The sequence below is a fragment of the Streptomyces sp. A2-16 genome, assembly GCF_018128905.1.
Taxonomy (GTDB): Bacteria; Actinomycetota; Actinomycetes; order Streptomycetales; family Streptomycetaceae; genus Streptomyces.
Genome location: NZ_CP063808.1, coordinates 502309 through 522355, shown reverse-complemented (window position 1 = coordinate 522355; position 20047 = coordinate 502309). Strand labels below are relative to the sequence as shown.

The 20047-nt window shown below is 68.7% G+C and carries 9 protein-coding genes and 1 tRNA gene; 1 reads left to right on the top strand and 9 read right to left on the bottom strand.

Annotated features, from left to right (window positions below):
• Window positions 1–331 precede the first annotated feature (331 nt).
• The 3 genes from IOD14_RS02460 to IOD14_RS02450 form a co-directional block, all read right to left on the bottom strand.
• A complete protein-coding gene (locus tag IOD14_RS02460) occupies window positions 332–1225 on the bottom strand; it encodes a glycosyltransferase (protein ID WP_212669558.1) in 894 nt (297 codons plus the stop codon).
• Window positions 1226–1627: 402 nt separating this feature from the next.
• Window positions 1628–2062, bottom strand: coding sequence for a DUF3052 domain-containing protein (locus IOD14_RS02455; RefSeq protein WP_123990812.1), 435 nt, complete (start codon window positions 2060–2062; stop codon window positions 1628–1630).
• Window positions 2063–2228: 166 nt separating this feature from the next.
• Window positions 2229–2423: a hypothetical protein gene (locus tag IOD14_RS02450; protein WP_212673530.1), complete on the bottom strand. Its 195-nt coding sequence runs from the start codon at window positions 2421–2423 to the stop codon at window positions 2229–2231.
• A 537-nt stretch (window positions 2424–2960) separates the two neighbouring features.
• On the opposite strand from IOD14_RS02450, the gene IOD14_RS02445 reads away from it, so the two are divergent.
• Entirely contained in the window at window positions 2961–6233 is a 3273-nt protein-coding gene (locus IOD14_RS02445; protein ID WP_212669557.1) for a family 78 glycoside hydrolase catalytic domain, read from the top strand.
• 121 nt (window positions 6234–6354) lie between these two features.
• Here the strand turns inward: IOD14_RS02445 and IOD14_RS02440 are convergent, their stop codons facing one another.
• The 6 genes from IOD14_RS02440 to IOD14_RS02415 all read right to left on the bottom strand — a co-directional run bounded on the left by IOD14_RS02440 (window position 6355) and on the right by IOD14_RS02415 (window position 20029).
• Window positions 6355–9153 carry a S53 family peptidase gene (locus tag IOD14_RS02440; protein ID WP_212669556.1) on the bottom strand — a complete coding sequence of 933 codons (2799 nt, stop codon included), beginning with the start codon at window positions 9151–9153 and terminating at the stop codon, window positions 6355–6357.
• Window positions 9154–10635: 1482 nt separating this feature from the next.
• Window positions 10636–11688: a hypothetical protein gene (locus tag IOD14_RS02435; RefSeq protein WP_212669555.1), complete on the bottom strand. Its 1053-nt coding sequence runs from the start codon at window positions 11686–11688 to the stop codon at window positions 10636–10638.
• A 438-nt stretch (window positions 11689–12126) separates the two neighbouring features.
• Complete coding sequence (locus IOD14_RS02430; RefSeq protein WP_212669554.1) at window positions 12127–16452, bottom strand: hypothetical protein; 4326 nt, start codon at window positions 16450–16452, stop codon at window positions 12127–12129.
• 217 nt (window positions 16453–16669) lie between these two features.
• Window positions 16670–17848: a Fic/DOC family N-terminal domain-containing protein gene (locus IOD14_RS02425; RefSeq protein WP_212669553.1), complete on the bottom strand. Its 1179-nt coding sequence runs from the start codon at window positions 17846–17848 to the stop codon at window positions 16670–16672.
• 415 nt (window positions 17849–18263) lie between these two features.
• Window positions 18264–18337: transfer RNA gene (locus tag IOD14_RS02420), tRNA-Thr, on the bottom strand.
• Between the two features lie 108 nt (window positions 18338–18445).
• The gene (locus tag IOD14_RS02415; protein WP_212669552.1) at window positions 18446–20029 is read right to left on the bottom strand and encodes an alpha/beta hydrolase; all 1584 of its coding nucleotides are present in this window, start codon (window positions 20027–20029) and stop codon (window positions 18446–18448) included.
• Between the last annotated feature and the right edge of the window lie 18 nt (window positions 20030–20047).

Sequence of the window (20047 nt, the reverse complement as noted above, 5' to 3'; positions counted from 1 at the left end):
TCAACGGCGGTTTCCCGCCAGCCGTCCGACGCCGGCCGCTGCCGGAATCCGCTACCGCCCCGCGGCATCACACCGCCGGTTCCCCATCGCCGCCGTCGACTTCACGCCAACCGGCGAACATCAAAACGTGGATGCGTTGGCCAACATGTTAGCGATTTGTTGGCGCAACCTGATGTGATCACAACATCGGATCTGGCCCGAGGGCGCGCGCGTAGGACGCGCAACTCGGGGGAGTGTCGCCGTCGCGGCCGGATCCGTGGGACGCGAGAGGGTTCCGGTCGGTGGAGGTGAACGACCGGGACCCTCGTCCTGTCTCCGGGTCCGTCGGCCCTCAGATCACGGGCGGGCGTCCCAGCCGGGTGAGCCGCCACACCGTTCGCCACCGCATCGGCCGCCGTTCGCCGGCCGGTTCCCGCAGGCCCTCGACGAACCCGCCGAACCAGGCGCGCAGCCCGCTCGGCGACCGGGTCCGCAGCAGGGTGAGCGCCGTCCACACGCCCAGGTGCACGGGGATGAGCGGCAGGGGCAGCCGGCGGCGGACCAGCCAGACGCGGTTGCGGGCGTTGACCCGGTAGTAGATGGCGTGCCGGGCCGGAGAGGTCCTCGGGTGCTGGAGCAGCAGCTCGGGCGCGTACAGGATGTGCCAGCCGTGGTCGACCGCCCGCCAGGCGAGGTCGATCTCCTCGTGGGCGAAGAAGAACTCCGCGGGCCAGTCCCCGGTCTCGTCGAGCATGGCCATGCGGAAGGCGTGGCCGCCGCCCAGGAACCCGGTGACATGGCCGCCGCGCATCGGGTCGGAGGAGCCGACGCGGGGCACGTGCCGCTGCTGGGTCTCGCCGCTCTCGTCGGCGATCCGGAAGCCGACGATGCCGAGGCGCTCGTCGGCCGCGAACAACTCCTGTACGCGGCGCAGCACATCGGGGTCCGCGAGCAGGCCGTCGTCGTCGAGTTCCACTACGACGTCCACGTCGCCGAAGTCGCGCAGCCGGGCGAGGGCCACGTTGCGGCCGCCGGGGCAGCCGAGGTTCTCCTCGACGTCGACGGTGGTGACCTCGCCGGGCAGGGAAAGCCGCTCGGTGAACTCGGGCAGTCGGCAACCGTTGCCGACGATCACGATCCGGGCCGGGGCGATGTCCTGCTTGGCCACGGACCGCAGCAGGGCGTCGACCTCCTCGGGCCGGTTCCCCATGGTCACCACGGCCACGGCGATCCTCGACGCGCCCATGTCCCACCTCGTCCCTCGTCCCGGTCCACCCCGACGGGCACCGACCGGCGCGATGCTAGCCGTTCACGGTAAGGACTTCTCAGGTATGGGGATGCGTGGGCGGGGCGGGGGGTGGTGGGGGTAAGGGGGTTCACTCGATGGGGGGGCAGCGGGTGGGGTGGGCACTGGCGGGGCAGAGGGCGGTGCTGCCCAGCGGGTTCGCCCACTGCCAGGCGGAAGGCCCACCGCCGACCGCCGACCCGCGACCGCCGACCGCCGACCCGCGACCGCCGACCGCCGACCTGCGACCGTCGACCCACCGACCGCCGACCGGCCGCCCCACCGACCAGAACCCCGAACAGGCCCGCAGCGCTACTGCCGCACCTCGCCCGCCCCGCCCCGCCCCGCTCGCTCCCCCGGCCCTCACCCCCGCCGGTTCTCCCTCCGCCGTACGAACTTCAGTCCCGACCAGTCCTCCCCCAGGGCCGCGACCTTGACGTCCACGACTCCGAGGGGGAGGAAGACCTCCCGCAGGGCGTTCTCGGTGATGTCGCTGACGTGTCCGGCGGCCCTGCGTGGCCAGGCGATCCACAGTGCGGCTTGGTCCGCGAGCCCGGCGACCAGTTCGTCCGCCTCGGCCGCGAGCCGCGCATACTCGCGATGGAAGGCGAGCACGACATCCGCGCCGTGCGAACCGCCCGCGGCGACCTCGCACCCGTCGGGCAGACCGGGGATGTCCCACCCGTCGGGCGCGCCGTCGAGCCGTACCCGATGCCCCGCCTTGATGCCGAGCTTCTTGGCGAGGGGCGTGGCGGAGTACCCGCCCGCCGACGCACCAGCCGACCCGGTTCCTGACATACGGCACCTCCGCGCACTGATCCAGCCCGTCCACTCCATCGTGACGGCCCGGGCGGAGGATGCCGGTCGGGACACGGCCTCTGGGACACCGCGTCACCGAACACCGCGTCACAGCAGACAGACAGATGCAGGGGCTCGTCCCACGCGGAAGACCTGCCCCCTACCCCTACCGCACCACCCGCGCGAGCACCGTCGCGAGGTCGGCCAGGAACTGGAGCCAGGGTCTGGCCTGTTCGGCCCGGCGTCCGAACCGTCTGCCCCAGCCGCCGGGCCGGACGTCCTCCCGGCGCTGGACCGCCCTGTCCCGCACGCGTCGTAAGGACATGGCACGGGTCGTTCCGATGCGCTTGCGTCGCCTCATGTCCGGACGCTAGCCGGGACGCATCCGGCGGCGCAGGGCAGCGGACCGCCAAAGCCGGCGGGCGATTATTGGCGGTAACCGGTAACCAGCAACCAACCACCGCACCACAGCCGTCACCGCCTCACGAAGCCAGACCGATCCGCCGCAGCCCCGCAACCCTGTCCCCCACGAAGGCCGAGTACTGCGCGGACATCTTGTCGACGTAGGCGTGGAGGTGAGGTTGAACCACCGCTCCACGTGCCTGCGCCCCCGCTGTCCCCATCAGCCGAAGAACTCCGGATCGAGGATCAGGCTCCGCACACCGCTCCCCCAGCCCCCGCCCCCATCCACCTGCGGGTGCACCTCTCGGAGCACCCCCTCGTCCAGCGGATCGAGGAGGAGCTGGGGGACGGTTCCGGCCAGGCGCCGGGCGAGACCGTGGACGAGGCTCGTTCCTGAGATCCCGTCACATCCCTTGTAGTGCGTTCCCGGGGCTCCGTAGGATCGCGCCCGAGACAGCGGACTGAATCGTTTCAATGGCGAGCGAGGGACGCGTTCATGGGTGAGAGATGGAACCGCAGGAACTTCCTGCGAGGCACCGCCGCGACGGCGGGCACAGGCATCGTCGCGGCCGCCGGCGGCACGACGGCCGCGGCGGCCACCGGCGCACCGACGGCGGGCAGGGCGGCGCGCACACCGCGGGGCGGCGGGCTCGAGGTCGTGAGGACCAGCGTGGAGTACGCCGACACGCTGCTCGGCACGGACGCCGAACGGCCCCGGCTCTCCTGGGAGTTGGCGGCACCCGGGCGCGGTGCCCGGCAGACGGCGTACCGGATACGGGTGACCAGAGACCGCTGGGGAGGTCCGCCGGTCTGGGACTCCGGAAAGGTCACCTCGGACCGGACCGTCGGCATCGTCTACGACGGCCCCGCGCCGCTCCCCCGCACCCGCTACCACTGGCGGGTCCAGGTGTGGGACGCGGCGGGACGCGCGTCGCGCTGGAGCGAACCCCGCTGGTGGGAGACAACGTTGTCGCCCACCGACTGGAAGGCCCGGTGGATCGGCGCCGACGCCCCGGAGCAACCCCCCTCCTTCGAGGGGGCGTCGTGGATCTGGTCACCGGGCGCCACCACCTCCGACGCCCCGGAGGGACCACGCTGGTTCAGGGCACGGCTGGCACTGCCCGCGGGCACGGACGTACGCCGGGCCACCGTGGTCGCCACCGCCGACGACGACTTCACGCTGTACGTCGACGGCGAGCAGGTGCTCGGCGCCCCGCAGCAGACGGACGGCTGGCGCACCGGCCGGACGGCGGACGTCACCGCGCGGGTGCGGGCCGCCGGTGCGGAGGTCGTCGTGGCCGCCCTCGCCACCAACCGCGGCGGCGCGTCCGTCAATCCGGGCGGCCTGCTGGTGCGTCTGATCGTCGACACGGCCTCCGGGCCGCCCCTCCACCTGGTCACCGGGCCCGGTTGGCGCAGCGCCGAAGCCGAGCAACAGGGCTGGCAGCGACCGGACTTCGACGACTCCGGCTGGGCACAGGCCGTCGTCCTCGCGCCCTACGGACAAGGTCCCTGGGGCTCCGGCGTGACCGTCGCGGTGCCGGAGCAGCCCGCGCCCCTGCTCCGCCGCTCCTTCACCGTGCCCCGGAAGATCACCCGGGCCCGGCTGTACATCAGCGGACTCGCCTACTACGAGGCGGAGATCAACGGCCGCCGCGTCGGACACCAGGTCCTCGACCCGGGCTTCACCGACTACGACGAGACCGTGCTGTACGCCGTCCACGACGTGACCGGGCTGCTGAAGCGGGGCGAGAACGCCCTGGGCGTCACCCTCGGCCGCGGCTTCTTCGGCATGACCACCCCCAACGTCTGGAACTGGCACAACCCGCCCTGGCACGGCGAACCCCGCCTCCTCGCCCAGCTCGAGATCGACCACCCGGACGGCTCCCGCACGACCGTCGTCTCGGACGGCGACTGGCGGCTGACCGAGGGCCCGACCCGCTCCGACTCCCTCTATGCCGGCGAGACCTACGACGCCCGCCTGGCCCCGGCGGGATGGAGCAGCCCGGGTTTCGACGACACCGGCTGGCGCGTGCCGGGCGTGCAACCGGCGCCCCGGGGAAAGCTGCGCGCCCAGCCGCACGACCCGATCGAGATCGTGGAGACGGTACGCCCCAGCGCGATCAGCGAACTCGTCCCCGGTGTCCACCTCGTCGACATGGGCCGCACGATGGCGGGCTGGACGCGCCTGACCGTCCGGGGCGCCGCCGAGGGCACCGTCGTACGCCTGACCCACGGCGAGAAACTGCGGTCCGACGGCAGTGTGCACGCCCAGACCGACCACGTCCCCGGCCGCTTCCAGACGGACGAGTACATCTGCGCGGGCGGCCGCGAGGAGGTCTGGGAGCCGTCGTTCTCCTACAAGGGCTTCCGCTACGTGCAGATCAGCGGACTGCCCGCCCGCCCCACCCTCGACCAGGTGCTCGGCCGCGTGGTGCACACCCGGGTCGAGGAGGTGAGCTCCTTCGCCTGCTCCGAGCCGTTCTACGAGTGGCTGGACGGGGCCATGCGCCGCACGGTCCTGAACAACCTGCACGGCATCCCGACCGACACACCGATGTACGAGAAGAACGGCTGGACCGGCGACGCCCAACTCGGGGCGCCCGTCATGACGTACGCCTTCGGAGTGCACCGCTTCCTGTCCAAGTGGCTCGGCGACCTGGCCGACAGCCAGACCGGCGCGGGCCAGCTCCCGGTGATCGTGCCGAGCGGCGGCTGGGGCTACGGCGATCTCGGGCCCTCCCCCGAGTGGACCACGGTCTACCCCTTCGTGGCGCGCGAGATGTTCCGGGTCTACGGCGACGAGCGCGCCGCCCGCGACCACTGGGCCCCGCTGGTGCGCTACCTGGACTGGGAGCTGTCCCGGCTGAGGGACGGACTCGCGATCACCGCGCTCGGCGACTACCTGCCTCCCGGTTACGGCGGCAACCCGCCCGAGGACACCCGGCTGACCGCGACGGCGTACCTGCACCGCGCCCTGCTGCACACCGCCGAGCTGGGCGACCTGCTGGGCGAGGGACCCACGTCCGCCCGCTACCGACAGGCCGCGGACGGCCTCCGGACCGCCTTCAACGCGGCCTTCCTCGCCCCCGAGGGCCACTACCGCACGTCAAAGGACCCGGACTACCGGCAGACGTCCAACGCGATCCCCCTCGCCTTCGGACTCGTGCCCGCCGGCGCCCGCGCCTCCGTCCTCGACAGCCTGGTGAAGGACATCGAGCAGCGCGGCAACCACCTCAACACCGGGGCCCTCGGCACCAGCGTGCTGCTGCGGGTGCTGTGCGCGCAGGGCCGCCCGGACGTGGCCCACGCGATCGCCACGCAGCGGACCTACCCGAGCTGGGGGTACTGGCACGAGAACGGCGCGGACACCATGTGGGAGATGTGGCCCCTGGACTCCCGCTCCCGCGACCACTACTTCCAGGGCACGGTGGCGCAGTGGCTCTACGAGAACGTCGCCGGCCTGCGCCCCGGTGACGCCGGCTACCGCACCTTCACGGTCCGCCCCGACGCCCGTACGGGAGTGAACTGGGCCCGCACCTCGATCCGCACGGTCCGCGGGCCCGCCGCGGTGTCCTGGACCCGCGTCGACGACCGTCTGCGCCTGTCGGTACGGGTCCCGGTGGGCGCGACGGCGGACGTCCACGTACCGGGCACCGACAGGTCCCGGGTCACTGCTCCGACGGGTGCGCGACACCTGCGGACCGAACCCGGCTTCGTGCTGTACCGGGTGGCGCACGGGGAGTGGGAGTTCACGGGGGAGGCCTGAGACAGGGGCCTCACCCCAAGGCCTCCCGCCAAGGCCTCACGCCGAGGCCTCACGTCAAAAAAAGGCCAGGTCACCCATCGTGTGACCTGGCCTTTGCGGCAGAGCCGCCTTCGGGTGCGCGTCAGCTGATGTAGCCGGCCACGTCCGCGATCACGTGGGTGGTGCTGCTCGCGTAGAAGTCCACCTTGCCGTCGGAGCCGACTGGCACGATCACCTGGTTGGCGATGGTCCTGCCCTGCGCCCAGTTCAGGTTGGAGGCCGTCGGACGGCTGCCGCCGTCGGCCCAGGCGGTGAGGTAGCCACTGCCGGTGGTGCCGGTGACGGTGACGGTCAGCACGACGGCCTTGGCGCCGGTGGACGGGATGGCGTCCCGCCCCGAGACCTGCAGGGCCAGCGTCTTGCCGGCGCCCAGCGCCGTTGTCTGACGTGTGTCCAGCAGCCGCAGCGGGGTGACCGTGTCGAAGGTCGAGCCGCTGGTGGAGAAGTAGCCGGAGACGTCGGCGATGACGTGGCTGGTGCCGTGTACGTAGATGCTGACGTTTCCGTCGCTGCCGATCGGCACGACCACCAGGTTGGGGATGGTGGTCCCGGTGGCCGACCAATTGACGTTGGACGCGGTCGGGCGGGTGGCGCCCTCGGGGTAGGCCTCCAGGTAGCCCCCGCCGACGGTCTGGGTGGCCGTCAGGTTGAGCACCGCGGCGGTGGCACCGGTCGGCACGCCTCCATGGCCGCGGACCTTGAGGCTGATCACCGCGTTGGAGATCTTGGTGGTGGTGGAGATGCCGACCTTGGAGCGGGTGTCCAGCAGGCGGGCCGGGGTCAGCGGCGTGTACTTGGAGCCGGAGGTGCCGCTGGTGTAGTAGCCCTGGACGTCGGCGATCAGGTGGGTCGTACTGCTCGTGTAGAGGTCCACGACGCCGTCGTCGGCCACCTTCACGGTCGCCGATGCGGCGATGGTCTGGCTCGCGCCGGTCCAGTTGAGGTTGCTGGTCGACGGCCTGCTGGTGCCATCGGCCCAGGCGATCAACGAACCCGCGCCGGTGGTGCCGGTGACCGTGAGGTTGAGCACGACGGCGGTCACGCCGCTGCTCGGGATCCCCCCGGCGCCCTCGATCTTGACCGGGGCGGTGCCGCCCGCGACGAGGGGCTTGGTGGTGGGGATGGAACTGAGGCCCCAGCCGGTGCCGTTGCGGGTGTCCAGCAGGCGCTTGGGGCTGCTGAGGGGGTGGAAGGTGGAGGCGCCCGTGGCTGCCGTGCCCCGGGCCGCGCACAGTGCGGTGGACAGGGCGGCCCCCCTGGGCGAGCCCAGGCCGGTGACCTCGTCGTAGCCGGCCGCCGCCGTGTAGCCGGTGGCGTACACGGAGTTGTTGCCGCTGGTGACGTCCCAGAAGTTCGTCGGGTAACTGCTGCGCGCGGCCTTGTAGAGGGCGTTGTTCAGGAAGCCGACCCGGCCGTTGGCCTGACAGGCCGTGCCCGCATTCGCCTGGACGATCGCGGCGGCCCAGGTCGGGGCCGCACCGCTGGTGCCGCCGACGATGCCGGGGACAGGAGTGGGCGACTGGCTGTCGTCCTGGAGGTAGACCGGATACCCCTCGGCCGGGTCCGCCAGGGCGGAGACGTCCGGAACGGCACGCTTGGCGGTGGTGGCGACACCGCCCTGGTAGACGACGGGAGCCCAGCGGGAGGAGACGCCGCCACCGGTACCGCCGGCGTCGTTGTTCCACGTCGTCTGGGTCGTGGTGCTGCCCGAGGTGGTCATCGTGGTGCCGCCGACACCGGTGACGTAGGGCTGGCTCGCGGGGTCGTCGACAGCCTTGGCCGTGGAGCCGGTCGCGAGGTAGCAGTCGCTGGAGCCGTCGTCGCCCGAGGCGGCGACGATGCTCTGCCCCTGGGCGGCGGCCTCCGCGAAGACGGTGTTCTCGGCGGACGCGGTCGTGCTGCTCTCGACCGCCTCGCATTCGCCCCAGCTGGTGGAGATGACCTGCGCCTGGTCGTCGGTGACCATCCGCTGGTAGACGTCGAGCACGTTCTGGTCGGTCGCGGACGTGGCGTCCGGGCCCTGGTAGTCGATGATGCTCGCGCCGGGCACCAGACCGATCAGGTCCTCGATGTCGAGCGCGGACTCCACGCCGACCGATCCGTCGGTGGCCGGCGCACCGGCCCCTGATGTCGTGTCGACGTACACGTGGGAGACCGAGGTGTCGGTGCCGACGCAGGACTGGTACGCGGCGATGCTGGCGGCGTCGACGTTCTCCAACTCGAACACGGCCACGGTCTGCCCCGCGCCGGCGGTGGCGGAGCTGGTCATCTTGTAGGCGCCGGCCAGTTTGCCGGGGCTGTAGTAGTCGGTACCGTCGGTGAGGCCCGAGCCGGTGAAGTCGGCGCAGAGCGCCGGGGTGTACGCGTTGGCGGTCACCGTGTGCGAACTGCGTCCGGAGATGCTGCCCTTGACGGCGTCGGGCCTGCTCGTGCGACGCACCGCGGAGTGGCGGCTGCTGACGGTTTCGATGCTGCTCAGGCCGACGATCCCGGTCACCGAGGACGCCACGTTCGCGGGCAACGAGGGGGCCGCGGTGTTGAGGTAGTCGGTGGTGCCGTCCTTGAGCCGGACGTTCCGGAAGCCGGTGCCGAAGGCGTGGGACGCCTTTTCGGCGGTGGCGGTGACCGGGATGGACAGTCCGTCCGGGCTGACCTTGCCGGGAGTGAGACCGGCCGCCTTCAACGCCCGTGAGACTCCGTCGATGGTGGCCCGCGTCGGACCGAAGACCGAGGCGAACTGCCCCTTGCCCAGGTAGTGGTGGTACTGGGCGTTCCCCGGTGTGGACACCGCGGTGACGAAGTCCGCCAGCGACTGCGGGTCACGCGGGGCCATGTTCACGCTGAGGTGCAGCAGGGTTCCCGACGCGGTGGTGCCGGTCACCGTCGCACCCGCCGGGACACGCGGTGCCGTCCCTATTCGCTTCGGTGGGTTCGATCCGGCCGTTCCCCCTTGGGCGACCGCGCCACTGGCGGTCGCGGTGACGACGAGCAGAGCGACGGCAGCGGTGGACGCCGCCGTGATCACCCTTGGCCGTCTGCCGGTCTTGACCGCCGCGCGCCCGGGACGTCCCGGTGCAGCGTGAACCCTCTTGGCCATGCAGAAGTCTCCTAGGAATTGACGCATCGTCACGCCTGCGGCCGTGACGGTGGTCGAAGCGTCACTCGGGTCGGCGGGTGCATCCATGCCTGGAGCGCAGGAGCCATCCTTCTTAACCGGAGTGTGCGCATTTCCTATCAGGACAAGACAGTTGCTGGCACAGTTCGCGGGGGAACCATGAGCGGATCTTTACGCCACCATCGCAACGCGAGCGTGCGCGCCGCATCGGCGAGTGGTGACCGCACTACCGCGGATGGCTGCCGCACCGACTCGCAGGTCGGCGGGAACCGACGTGATCGTCTCCCCGGGTGCGGCGGATCGTGCTCCATGATCACGAGAGCTGCCCGCTCCTCAAGATCCACACCTCACCCGCGAGGTCCCGGCGACCGCCCGGCAGCCGACCTGCAGCCGACCTGCACGCTCGCGGCCACGCGCCCGATCGGCCCGCATTCCAAGGTCACCGCAAAAACCATGGACAGTCGCGCGGCCCTTGCGCGGCGCCGTCCCCGCATCCGGGAAAAGCAAAAGCCCCAGGTCACGGCGAGTGAGTCCTGAGGCTTCCACAGAGCCGCCTTCGGGATTCGAACCCGAGACCTACGCATTACGAGTCGAAAGAACCCCTTGACGATCTTGCTCGATCCTGCTCGATCTGTAGCGTTTTAGCAGGTCAGACGAGGTGTGGCGTACTGCTCTTGCTGGGTCTTTCTCGATCCTTCCCGGTCCTTCTGTTCCCCCAGCGTTCCCCTTGGTTCCCCGGCCGGCCCCGCGCAGAGCAGCCGCGACAGGCGCTGGCAGCAGATGCGCTGGCAAAAGCGGGGAATACGAACCTTGGAGCTACGCACGTCCATTGAGGCGAGTTGGGCTTCGCATCCCCTGCACCCGGGGTGGAGCCAGTGGCCGTTGTCACAGGTCAGCCGCGTGATGACAGCGTAGCGCAGTCGCGAACTGGTGAACCCTGCGACGGATCACGCGCGACCGCCAGCCTATGATCCTCGCCCAGCTCATGCCGTGCAGCCGGGCCCGCCACGGGTCCGGCTGCACCGACGCCGTTCGGTCTACCGGGAGTTGCGCAGACCAGGGATCAAGCGGCGGTCCGTGAGGAACCGATCCAGCTCGAAGCGGCCATGGAGGTCGGGCGGCCAATGGAGCGTCCGAACTCCCCGACGGCTACCGCCGGGTCGAGGTTGCTTTCTCAACGCGGGATGGCCCCGAGGGACGCGGGCGTGAGCACCGTTGCGATCTTGACGGCAGGACCGTTGTCACTGTTCAGGTGTCGGCATCCGGGAGTTCGGGCCAATCAAGCTCCATGAAGCCGGTGTTCTGATCTGCCCACATGTGCCGCAGGTCTCGCACGAACTCGTCCGGCGTGATCGCCTTTTCCGCATTCAGATCTCCTTCGATTGAGAAGGAGAGGCACTCACCAGGTTCATTGAGGAACGGTGGTGGAGAGCTGAGGTCATTCCAAATGCCATATCCGCCGCGAGCCAAGTCGCGCACGAACCAGACGAGATACTCCGTTGTGGCCCAGCCATCACGGTGAGGGCCAGCATCGAAGACGCGCGCACCCTCCTCGGCGGGGAGAACGCCCCACCCGATTCGCCACCATCCAGAGCGGGGGTGCGAATCTTGGACATCGGGCATATCGAAGTACAGCGGCACGATACCCGGCAGAACGGCGAAGACAGCTGCCGCACGGCGCATAGCGTCAGGAACTCGATCTTCGTCTGGGCCTTTCTCTGCCAGGAGCCGTCTCCATGTCTCAAGGGGCGGCGGCTCCATGCCTGCGGAGCGGTGGATGTACCGAGCCCGGTCTTCTGCTTCCTCCAGCACGGCGAACTCGTCGTCGCTGACGGCGCTGATGTCGTAGCTGTTCCGGCCTCGGAGAACAACGCGGGCCTGCATGAGCACATCGCGTGCCCGGAGACCCGGGGCTAGCTGATCCGCCGGCACCTCACAAACCCCGGGGCGCATGAGAATCTCCAACGCGCTCCGAAACAGTTGGCGATCTTGGGCTCGCGACTCAGAGACAGCCGCAGAGACTGCTTTGGCGCTGACGCCAAGCTCAGCGGCGACGGATTCACCTGTATGTCCTGGCCGCAACGTCGCTTCGTAGATCGCTTGGCGGCGCACCCGCCCAATGGCTCCTTGAACGCTCCGCGCCTGCTCAGCCAGGTCGTCTGCGCTTCGAACTCGAGCAATGGGGTCCGCGATCGCCGCCAGCCTCGCCAGAGCGCGCTCTGTACGCAGGCCCTGGGTGTAGTCATCGACGCCATCCGTGGGCGCGACATCAAGCACATCCCTGTCGCGCTGATCAGTCATCCTGAGGTCCACCGTTCCGGTTGAGATCTCCCGCTCGTTTACACATTACCCCCGCCCTGGACTTTATTCCAGGGCGGGGTCTAGCATGCGGACGGCGACGGCAGCCTCACACCGTCCTGCACCCGAACCGACCATGACTGAGGACTATGATCGATGAGCGACAACGTTGGTGTACGTGTCCTACTACTCCTCGTGGCAGCCCTAATCAGCCTGGTCGCCGCCTTGGTAACTGGTGCGCTTGCCCGCTCGGGTGGAGCGAATATGAGCAACGCGATCCAACGCGCGGGTGTCGCCTTCGGAGGCACAGCAACCTTGATCATTCTTGCCATGAGCTCCGTCGGCCTGTTCCCCTCCTGAGGGGCCATCCCGTTTCGTTGGGTAATGAAATTCATGCCGTTTCCGTCCAAGCTGACCAACGGCCACCGAGCAACGTGGCTACTAAGTTGTCCGCGCGGGAGGGTTGTGGGGCTCGGCACGCCACGGGTCGTTGGCTCCGGGGAGGCGACAGTCGAGGACTTTGGCCGCGACAATGGCACCGTACTGGTCGCGCTGTTCCTGGGCGCGTGCATCCTGTCCGTGCTGTAGGTCGCGGATGGTGTGATCGCCTGATGTGTGGTGTCGCTTCCTGCGCATTTCGAGGTTCCAGCGGTCGCAGTCGAAGTAGCCGATGAGATAGATGCCCGCGGTACTGGGGGCGCGCAGGTAGTCGCGGACAAGCTGGTCGGCCAAGGCGGTAGACAGGTCTCGGTGCCAGCACCCCTTGCATTCGATGACTACGGTCAGTGTGCCGTCGCTGCTGCTGGTGGGTGGGGCCGTAGCTTGGATCTGGATGTCGGTACGCCTGCCGGGAAACCCGGAGCGGTCAACTTGGACTTCGCGGTTGATCACGACGCGGTTTCCGCCGATGTCCTGGCGCAGGAGAGCTGCGACCATGTCGCTGAAGTCTTCTTCCCAGCAGGGCCACCAATCGGTGTGATCCACTGTCCAGGTGTCCCGGTTCCACAGGTTGACCACAAGGCCGTTGGACCCCTGAAGCACCGTCTGGAGACGGTCGAGGCTGGCCAGCACGATGTCCTGGAGATGGCGGGCGTCGGTGACGGTGCGCAGGTTGGTGTCTGCGGCCAGGCGCCGAAGTTGCTCCGGTACCAGGGGTTGAGCCTGGAGTTCGGCGACATCGCGGGCCGTGGCCTTGGCGTGCTGACGCAGGTCTGCAAGTTCGGGATAGCGAGTCGCGAGATCGGCCAACTCACGGACCGCTTCCGGGCTGGTCTTGGAGATCAACAGGCCCAGAAGCCCTCGGTGCAGGTTGCTGCGAGCATCGGTATAGAAGCCACCCTCGAACTGGTAGTCCAGGAGCCTGGCGATACCGATGTGGTCGGTAACCATGGTGTACAGGTCAGCGAGGGCAGCCTCGGGCAGTTGTCCGGTCCCGGGCGGCCAGGTTCCCTTGGGGTCGGTGGCGATAAGGCGCTCCAGGAGGGCAGCCAGAGCGTCGGGGGTAGCCAGGGTTGCCCTGATGGTGGGCCAGATCTCGGGCAGTTGTGGTTGTCCCATTAGCGCCGCAGCGGCGCGGGTCCATCGTGAGCTGCTCCGCGCGGCGTCTCGTTGAAGGTCGGGGTCGGTCACTGCGGCGGACAGGATTTCTTGGGCTGGTCGGTCTCCCGCCAGCGCGAGTGAGGTCAGGACGCCAGCCCACTGCACGTCGGTGCGGCTCGGATCGTTGGCCCAGTCTCGCAAGGTCTGAACCGCATCAGGAATGGTGGTGCGGGCGAACGCGGTTGCCAGACTGTTCAGTTCCGGCTCGCTGCAACCGTCTAGTGCCTGGCGGAGCAGGGTCGGCAGTTCGTGGCCGGCCAGTCGGGCGCACTGTGTGATCAGGCTGTGCTGTAGTGCAGTGTCGTCGGAGTCGTGGCAATCGTAGGCCGCCAGCGCCATGGCGGCCCAAGCCGCTCGACGGGGCTGGTCGTCGAATGCCTCAGCCAGGTGTGAGGCATCAAGCAGGGCCAAGGCAGTCAGGGCGGTGGCTGCCCGGTCCCAGTCTGCTGTGGCTGAAGTGGCCACTGCGCCATTGAGGGCTGTTGAGCGGCGGGTGACGGTGACAGCCGCGTCCAGCAGCAAGCGGTGCAGCTCGTTGCCCTCACGTGGGAAAGACGGTGCAGCAGCCACGACGCCCAGCCTGTCCGGTGGCGCTTGGCTGCCGTCCACGGTGCGGTACAGCTCGGTGGTGATGTGTTGCCATAGCCGCTCGGGTGATCCTTCTCCGGTACTGAGCGCGGTGAGAGCAAGCCGTAGGCGGGCTTCGTTGAATGCCAGCAGGTGGCGCTGTTCTTCCTGCTCGCGCTGTTGCCGGTCTTCTTCTTCCGTGCGGGTGTCCCACCGTGCAGTGGCGGCCTTCAGGTCCGGGTAACGCTCACGCAGTTCAAGGGCGGATGACAGGTCCGGATCCGCTGGATCGGGCCACGCTGTCACCAGGCACTCAGCGTGCCGGCGTGCGTCCGGGCTCAGTGTGGGCCACTGCAGAGTCCAGTACACCGAGTCGTCGTTGGAGAACAGGGCAGGGCTGCCTGACCAGGGTAGGAGCCGAGTGACCTGGTGGCCATCACCGCGTTCCAGGACACGCTGGCCCAGCTCTCGGCGGATGTCCGGCCGACTCAGCAGCACCTCGCCCACTGGTTGCGCAAGTTGGTGCCGGTCGTCGAAATCGGCACGTCCCGCCAGGGTGAGCAGGGCATCGGCGGCCTGGTCGAGCCGCCTGTACCGTTGTACAGAGTCGCTGTTGGTGTCGTCTTCGTCGAAGAGCGCGATCGCCTGGGCGAGGATGCGAACTGGCAGTCGCACGGACAACTGCGACTCGCCGGACTGGGTCAGGCCGGCCCGGGGGTGCCGCGAACCCAGAGTCTGGGTCGCCCACGCTACGGCTTCGTCGACGTCTTCGGGTCTCAGCAGGTTCGGGACCTTATGGATCAGGAGCCATGCGGAACGGACCTGCGTGGGGTTATCGGCGGGCGGGATCAGGTCCAGAAATTCGGGCAGCCGCAGATGCTGCGGCCACAACCGCTCCAGCGCGGCCGCCGCCAGGTCCGCGTCACCGCGCCAGGCCAGCGCCCTCAGCAAGGCCAGCCGCTCCGCGTCTTGTTCGAGGACCGCCAGCCGGCCCAGGTCCGCATCGTTGTGCTCGACCAATGACCTGAGGCGGGCCACGTGGTCCGCGTCCAGTTCGTCGCCGAGTGCTTGGACGGCTAGGCGGCGCAGTTTCGGATCGATCCCCTGTGTCTCGGCCAACGTCAGCAGCTGGTCGTTGAGCTCGGGCAGTTGGCAGGCTCGCGCGATGCGGAGCACTGTGGAGAGCAGCGGAGGTGCAGCCGGGAGAGACAGATGAGGACGGAGCTGAGAGGACAGCCCTGGGTGCTTCAGGCGGTGCATCAGCCCTCGGTCCAGTTGGACCGTGTCATCGCTGGAAACTAGGTCGAGGAGCCGGTCCACCACGGCCTCGCGCTGCTGATCGCGGAGTGCCGTGAGGTCAGCCAGCAACAGCACTTCGGGGTCGTACCTCAGGACTTCGGCGAACAGCTCCGTATCGTCCATCACCCGCCACGCGGCCACCTCGCGGTGTCGTTCCACAACATGACGGGACGTTCCGTCACCGATCCATAGCAACTGCCCCTGCGCGGCGTCGTGCATGTCGTGCCGTGCCAGGAACTGGGCAGCCAGGTACTGCTGGTAGCTGTCATGGGCGAAGGCCCAGCGGCGCAGCCCGACCTCGACCATCAGCCCGGAATCCACCAACGCCAGCAGTTCCCGCATCCCGCAATGGTAGAAAACCCCCGCCGCTCCCGGCTCGTCACCGCCGTCAAGATCAGCCAGTGCCACGTCAGTCTCCATGGCACTCGAGGTGTCATGGATCGCTGCATAGTGGCCGAACTGCATGGCGGCAGCCACTCGGCTCGCGAGTGCCGTCAAGTGATCGGGGGCCAGCGGATTTCCGTCGCGGTGGCCATGGGAGCTCAACTGCCGGCAGGCAAGCCGATAGGCGTCAGCCACCGTCGAAGGCAGGCCCCATCCTTCCCGTTCGGCTTCCAGCAAGGGTTTCAAGGTGATCGGGGACCAGGCCAGAGCCACCGCACCCTTCTGCTCCAGCCGCCGAGTGACTCTACGGCCGTCGAGACGATCGCAGGCGGCGGCCGTCTCCACATCGGACCGGGTCAGCGGCGTCACACCAACTACCGATACCGCCTCAGGCGCCCACAGCGACTGGAGATGCCCTTCCAGACCGCGGGGCCACCGGCCCGAACGGCAGGCGATACGCAGCCGTAGTCGACTTCTCCGCTCGTGGCCGAGCTCTTCCAGACAGCCGACCAGAATGTCATCGAGAACCCCGAGTCGGTCCAGCCCCTCGTCAAGGCTGTCCAACAGGACGTATCCCGGATCGCCGTCAGAAGCCCGCTCCAGGACCGCGTCCAAATCCCTCCGCGCACTGACCGCTTCGTAGAACCGTCCCCGCGCACTCAGGTCGACCAGCTCCACGACGTGCCCTTCGGACTGCAGCGCCGCGGCTTCCTCAATGATCAAGTCACTCTTGCCGCAACCGCGCTCGCCCCACACCACAAGCAGATTGTCCTCCCGCCGACCGGCAAGCGGGACCCCTGCTCGCTCCCACGGCAGGTCTACCAGCCAGCCAAAGCGGTCAACTTGTGGCGCCGAGCCAATCGCGTGCACACGGCGGATCCAGGGGTATCGGCCCCCGTCCTCCCCGACCTCGGCCATACCTCTTGCCCCGTCCATATCCGCAGACATTACGCGCGGTATGACCCCATGGGGACCAGAAGCACCGGACCGTTCTCCATACCCGGAGACAGCACACGCTGCCCATCTCCTTACTCGCCTTCGCAGCCCATACGAGCGCAAGGTGGGCACGGCCACCATGCGAGCCAGCCGTAGGCCATCCAGCTCCCAGCCCTGCCCTGCGTCGGCTGTCCTGTGGTCAGCCGACCAGAACTCGCAAAGCCTCATCGTTGATGAACACCCGGTCGTACTTCCCGTCGCCGTACTGGCGCAGCAGGTCGAGACTGACGAGCTTCTTCACAGCATTACTGACCGTCTGGTAAGTCACGTTGTACCTCTTCGATGCCCAGGTGATCGTGAGCATGGGGTAGCCGATCAGGTCCTCTGCGATGCGCAAGGTGACACCAGTGGACTTAGCCTGGTGCAGTGTGCCGAGCATCCGCTTCTTGAGGTCAACGAGCGTCCTGATGCGGTCCACGGCCTCTTTCGCCTGGGCAGTCGCCGCGGCGCAGATGAATTGGATCCACGGCTCGAAGTCGCCCGTTGCGCTGACCTCGAAGAGTAGATCCTGGTAGTCGCGTCGCCGGACCTCCAGCCAGGGCGACAGCGCAACGACGGGGTGCGCGAGCTCCCTCGCCCTCATTAGCTGGAGGAGCATCACGAGTCTGCCCAGGCGGCCGTTGCCATCATTGAACGGGTGCAGGGTCTCGAACTGGTAATGCCCGACAGCCATGCGCGCGATGAGGTGCATTTCGGGGCTGGCGTCGTTGACCCAAGCCTCCCAGTCGAGCAGTCCGTCCCTAAGGTGGTGGCCGTGTGGACAGGGAACAAAGCGTGCGGCCTCGACAGCGGCACTCTGGACGCCGATGAATGCGTCCGTCGTGCGTACATGTCCAGCCTGTGTGGTGCTACTGGACGTCCCGCTGACAAGGATGCCCTGCAGGTACTCCAGTAGCGCAACCGTGACCGGCCGATCCTTGATCGCTTCGGTAGCGATCTCAGCGACCTGGATGTAGTTACGGACCTCAGCTACGTCAGAACTGATGTCGGAGGCGTCCTCGAAGTCCGCTTGGAGGACTTCTTCCATCCCCACGTAGGTGCCCTCGATCGCGGAGGTGCTGCGGGCCTCCCGCAGGATCGCGAGTCGTGCCAGCAGTTCGGGATTGGGAAGCTCATTGACGGCCTGGTCCGCACGGGCGATCCAGCTCGCCGCCTGGGCGATGGCCAGGTGTGTCGGGGTACTGAGGTTGTCAAGCCGCTTGGGTAGCTGAGCAGGCAGGAACGCGTGAGTGTTGTACTCGCTCTGCGTGCGAGGGTCGAACCCGTTGATCGGAACGAGGGACCCGATCGGGGATTGACTGAGTCGAGAGATGTCCACAAAATTCAAGTCTACAAGGTCATACTTGAAAAGAAGGCCGCCGTTTTCAAGTCGCCACACGACAGCGCAGACAACCTGCCTGAGCTGGTGCTTAGCACGCATCTAGGCGGATGCCGACAACGCCAGACACCTTGAAGAGCTGGACCAAGAATTCAAGTCGATGCGCGAGCAGCCCCAGGCGGGCAGCTCACGCCCGGTAGTCGGCCGCACCAGATCCACCCCACCGCCACCCCACCCCCAGGTGGCGAACAGATCACGCACGTCGATGACAGTCGCAACTGTTTCCATACAGAACATAAGCGCCATAGCGCAGATAAGGGGCGCTCACCGTTCCCCCAATGTTCCCCTCAGGCACGAAAAAGCCCTCCGCGAACCTCGCGGAGGGCCTCACAACCTTCTGACCTGCACTTTTAAGAGCCGCCTTCGGGATTCGAACCCGAGACCTACGCATTACGAGTGCGTTGCTCTGGCCATCTGAGCTAAGGCGGCGTGCCGTGCACACCATGGTGCGATCAGCAACGTCGGTAAGTCTACACAGTTTCCGGGGGTGCTCCGCACCAGCCCTGGGGGCACCCCCGGACGCTCCGGTGACCTGGGCTAGGAGCAGCGTTTGCCGTTCTTCGGCGGGGTCCCGTGGAGCAGGTACGTGTCGATGGCGGAGTCGACGCAGGAGCTGCCGCGGCCGTACGCGGTGTGGCCGTCGCCCTCGTAGGTGAGCAGGCGGGCCGAGGAGAGCTGGGCGGCCAGGGCACGGGCCCAGCGGTAGGGGGTGGCCGGGTCGCGCGTGGTGCCGACCACGACAATCGGAGCGGCGCCCCGCGCCTCGATGCGGTGCGGCTCACCCGTGGCGCCGACCGGCCAGTACGCGCAGTTGAGGGAGGCCCAGGCGAGGCCCTCGCCGAAAACGGGGGACGCCTTCTCGAAGCTCGGGACGGCCTTTTCCACCTCCTCCGGACCGGCGAAGGCGGGCGGGAGGTCGAGGCAGTTCACGGCCGCGTTGGCGGACATCAGGTTGCTGTAGCGGCCGCCGGCGTCCCGTTCGTAGTAGCTGTCGGCGAGGACCAGGAGACCCGCGCCGTCCTTGTCCTTGATCGCCGACGTCAGCGCCTCCCGCAGCTGTGCCCAGGAGCTCTCGTCGTACATCGCCGCGATGACGCCGGTCGTGGCGAGGGCCTCGCCGAGCGTGCGGCCGTCCGGGTCGCCGGTGGGGACCGGGTGCGCGTCCAGCCTCCGGAAGAAGGCCGTGAGGTTGCGGCCGACCTGGGCCGTCGTCGTGCCCTTCGTGCCGAGCGGGCAGTCCGGCTGCTGCACGCAGTCCTTCGCGAACGACTGGAACGCCGTCTCGAAGCCCGCCGTCTGGTCGAGGTTCATCCGGCGCGCGGGCAGCGAGGGGTCCATCGCGCCGTCCAGCACCAGCCGCCCGGAGCGACCGGGGAACAGTCCCGCGTACGTCGCCCCCAGCAGCGTCCCGTACGACGCCCCCACGTAGTTCAGCTTCGCGTCCCCCAGTACCGCCCGCACGATGTCCATGTCACGGGCCGTCTCGACCGTCGACACATGCCGCAGCAGCTTCGCGGAGTGCGCGCCGCACCCTTCCGCGAACCTCTTGTAGGCGTCGACGAGTTCCGTGATCTCATGCGCGTCGTCGGGGGTGCTGTCCGTCTCCGTGTACGCGTCCATGTCCCGCCCGTCGAGGCATTCGACGGGCTCGCTGCGGGCGACTCCGCGCGGGTCGACCGCGACCATGTCGTAGCGGGCCCGCACCGCGGCGGGGTAGCCGATGCCGGCGTACGCCTGGAGGTAGCCGATCGCCGAGCCGCCCGGCCCGCCCGGGTTCACGAACAGCGACCCGATCCGTTCGCCCGGACCGGTGGCCTTCTTGCGGGACACGGCGAGCCGGACGTCCCCGTCGGCCGGCCGGTCGTAGTCGAGCGGGGCCTTCAGCGTCGCGCACTGGAAGCCTGGCACCCCGCAGCTGCGCCAGCGCGCCTTCTGCCCGTAGTACGGCGCGAGCGCGGCCGGCGTCGACCGCGGCAGCGGGGCCAGCGCCACGTCGGCGGCGGACGTGGCCGAGGTGGCCGTACTCGTCGAGGCGCCGACGGAGCAGGCCGAGACGAGAAGTGCGGTGGCCAGAAGGGTGCCGCCGGTGCGGAGGGAGCGGGAGCTGCGCCTGGTGTGCATCAGGCGAGAGTAACTCTG